The organism is Synergistaceae bacterium (genome assembly GCA_012728235.1).
GTDB lineage: Bacteria > Synergistota > Synergistia > Synergistales > Synergistaceae > JAAYFL01.
Genome location: JAAYFL010000006.1, coordinates 1 through 2,845, shown reverse-complemented (window position 1 = coordinate 2,845; position 2,845 = coordinate 1). Strand labels below are relative to the sequence as shown.

Sequence of the window (2,845 nt, the reverse complement as noted above, 5' to 3'; positions counted from 1 at the left end):
GATTTATGAAGAAAGCAATTATATATGGAGCAAGCGGGCTGGTTGGTTCTTATATCCTAAAGCTTCTATTGAACGACAACAATTATAAAGAAGTCATTATTGTCGTTCGGAAAGATTTAGGCATCCAACATCCTAAGCTAAAGTCCCTAATAGGCGATTTTTCTACGTTAGATAGTCTGGCAAAGAATCTTGCAGCGGATGAAGTGTATATTGCGCTGGGTACTACTCAAAAGAAAGCACCCGACAGAAAAGAATATTACCGGATAGACCACGACTATCCTGTCTTGGCTGTCGAATTAGCAAAAGTAAATGGAGCGAAAACGGTTCTGTTGGTGTCCGCTGTCGGTGCAAATGCCCGGTCGAATGTGTTTTATACCGCTACAAAGGGCAAGGCCGAACAGGATATAATTGATTTGGAGTTCGACCACACTTATATTTTCCGACCCTCTATGATATTGGGTGACAGAAGTGAAAAACGACCACTAGAAAAAGCACTTCAAGCGATATGGAAAGTAATCAATCCGTTATTTATTGGTACGCTTAATAGGTATAGAGGATGTGAAGCGGAAAACATTGCACGGGCAATGGTAAACGCCGCCAACCGACTCCACGATAAAGTAAGAATACTTCATTGGGGAGAAAAGACTGCCTTGCTGTTGGAAAAAGAAAATAATAATCTTCTATCCCATGAACAATCAGAGCAAGGAAAAATCACCTCTTAGTTGAGGTATTACACGCAGGCATAAAAGGACATTATTTATCCATAACATAACGTCTAACATTAAAAAATTATGTCTATGAATGATTTAGCAAACAAGAAGTTTTTCAGGCTATTGTCTGGATCTTCGCAAGTAGAAATTTCAGTAATTCAGGATGCGTATGAGTCCTATGTGGAACAAATTACGGCTATGTGTAATACTGAATCTGATTATTCGAAAGTATTCCGGTTTTTGAATCACTCTTTTATAGAGTTTTATTCTTTAGCAAAAGCTCACTCTGAAGTAAAAAAGGGGGGGAGATCAAATTAGGTTATATCCAAAAAACTGTAGAGTTTCTAAGGTTTGAAATGCAGTTACTGGAGTTAAAAATCAGATACCCTGCTTCGTTTTTAAACACTGAAGAACGCTCTTTTAAATCAGACCTTTATGTGATACCTAAAGCCAAAGGATTAGGTATCATAGGTTTGGCTGAACTAATAATAAGTATATTTCTATCACAAGAAATTAAAGACCAAAATGGACGACCGGCATCCTTAAAACAATTGGCAAGATCATTCGAGTATATTTTTAATTGTGATTTTGGGAGTATCTATGATAAGCAAGCAGAGGTGTACAATAGAAAAAGTTGTAATCTGACCAAATCATTAGACTTTTTAAGAGGAGTGTTAGAGCAGAGCAAAAAAAGTCGTGATAAAAAGAAAATGAAATAATAATGAATTTTTATTGCATTAATATTCAAATAGTTAATGCATCTATTTAGGGGGAGTAGTTAACTACTCCCTCTGTTTTTGCATTTTTATATAGCCGACCTTTGCAACAAATTAAATAGTTGCAAATATGGATGTCATAACATTGGAATCGCAAGCATACAAAGAGTTGGTTACTAAAATCAACAGACATGTATATAGATAAAGAACATTTCATAACCTCTATCACAAAACGTTTTATAAGGAAAGCGATGTGCATACGTTTATCCGGGAGAATTTTAATAAGAAGCGAGGCAATAATAACAAAAATAAAAAAACGTGAGAGTGGTTTTATCATTTCCATATTCAATTCAATACTTTTCATTTTATGTTCGAACAAAGTCCATACCGTCGTGATGACAGGAATGGGCTTTAATCTATTCAGAATATAAGCAACCAAACTGTTTACGGCAAAACTGCATTTATAATCAAAAAACAATGTTTTTTGCAGTTGTGAAGTAGGAAGTCTATCAGCGTTTTCTAAATTATTCGACGACGAAACTGCGTTTATAATCAGAAAATGATTATTTTTGCAGTTGTGAAGTAAGATATAGTATATGGAAAAGAATGATAAAATTCGCAAATGGGTAGATGATTTGCCTAAAATGGGTAAAAATATTTTCACGCAGGAGGAAGTAATAAAAGAATTTCCCTCTATGAATTTATCCAATATAAGGAATGCTTTATACAGGCTATCCAAAAAAGGTACTATTCAATCCGTATGGCATGGGTTTTATGTAATTGTATCTCCCGAATACGGATTTAAGGGGGTGGTTCCACCGACGGAATATATAGACCAGTTGATGAAATATCTGGATAAGGAATATTATGTAGGGCTGTTGAATGCAGCCGCTTTTCAAGGGGCAGCGCATCAACAACCACAAACTTTTTCCATCGTTGTTAATACAGATAACCTGCGAGGCAAGATAAAAAAGGGAGTAAAAATAAACTTTGTTGCAAAAAAAAATATTCCTGTTCGTTATATAAAACAACTTACTACCAGGAACGGCTATATCAATATTTCCACCCCCGAATTAACCGCAATGGACTTACTGCTCTATATAAGAGAAGTCGGAGGGATAAACAGAGTGTCAACCGTACTGAACGAATTAGCCGAAGTTATGGACTTCCAAAATATAGGGAGTGATTTTTTAAGTTATTTTAACTCGGCTGTCATTCAACGTTTAGGCTACATTTTAGAGGAAGTGCTTGAATATAAAGAGTTAGCCGATACATTATATCAAAAAGTGAATGATGCAGGTATTAAGTTCAGGAAGTATCCGCTAAAAGTCATGGGTAAGGGAGTTAGTCTTACTGGTTACGACACAAATGAGAAATGGAAAATTATTATTAACGAAGAAATAGAGATTGACGAATGAT

At 35.5% G+C, this 2,845-nt stretch carries 3 protein-coding genes and 1 pseudogene; all 4 read left to right on the top strand.

From position 1 onward, the window contains the following. Positions 1-5: 5 nt before the first annotated feature. Entirely contained in the window at positions 6-722 is a 717-nt protein-coding gene (locus GXZ13_00320; protein ID NLX74291.1) for an NAD(P)H-binding protein, read from the top strand. Between the two features lie 344 nt (positions 723-1,066). After that, positions 1,067-1,429: a hypothetical protein gene (locus GXZ13_00315; GenBank protein NLX74290.1), complete on the top strand. Its 363-nt coding sequence runs from the start codon at positions 1,067-1,069 to the stop codon at positions 1,427-1,429. A gap of 217 nt (positions 1,430-1,646) precedes the next feature. Next, a pseudogene (locus GXZ13_00310) lies at positions 1,647-1,748 on the top strand (DNA-binding protein). Positions 1,749-2,070: 322 nt separating this feature from the next. Beyond that, on the top strand, positions 2,071-2,844 hold the full coding sequence (locus tag GXZ13_00305) for a hypothetical protein (protein ID NLX74289.1): 774 nt from the start codon (positions 2,071-2,073) through the stop codon (positions 2,842-2,844). The last annotated feature ends 1 nt before the right edge of the window (position 2,845 follow it).

Bases quoted from the DNA above. Each gene is read 5' to 3' on its own strand.
- GXZ13_00320 (NLX74291.1), top strand. From the start codon at position 6: ATGAAGAAAGCAATTATATATGGAGCAAGCGGGCTGGTTGGTTCTTAT.
- GXZ13_00305 (NLX74289.1), top strand. From the start codon at position 2,071: ATGGGTAAAAATATTTTCACGCAGGAGGAAGTAATAAAAGAATTTCCC.
- GXZ13_00315 (NLX74290.1), top strand. From the start codon at position 1,067: ATGCAGTTACTGGAGTTAAAAATCAGATACCCTGCTTCGTTTTTAAAC.